This window comes from Brachybacterium sp. AOP42-C2-15 (assembly GCF_052377065.1).
Lineage (GTDB): Bacteria > Actinomycetota > Actinomycetes > Actinomycetales > Dermabacteraceae > Brachybacterium.
The window spans coordinates 1-202 of sequence record NZ_JBQSWK010000143.1; the positions used below are offsets into that span (position 1 = coordinate 1).

1 pseudogene is annotated in these 202 nt (G+C 62.4%); it reads right to left on the bottom strand.

From position 1 onward, the window contains the following. Positions 1–149, bottom strand: a pseudogene (locus ACT3SQ_RS19390) (ISL3 family transposase); the annotation flags it as partial. Positions 150–202: the final 53 nt, after the last annotated feature.

Here is a 202-nt window from a genome sequence, read left to right on the forward strand (position 1 = left end):
CCGCACGACGGACATCCGGGCGGGACGGTCGAGGCGATCACCACTCGACGGCCTCCGTCGGGCAGGTCGATCGCGTCGATGACGTGGTAGTCGGGCAGGTTGAAGATCGTGCTCGCAGCATCTCGCTGCGAACCAGTATTCTCGTGCACAGGCTCGTGGTCCTCTGGAATGTGGATGTCTAGACAACACCCATCACAGCAGG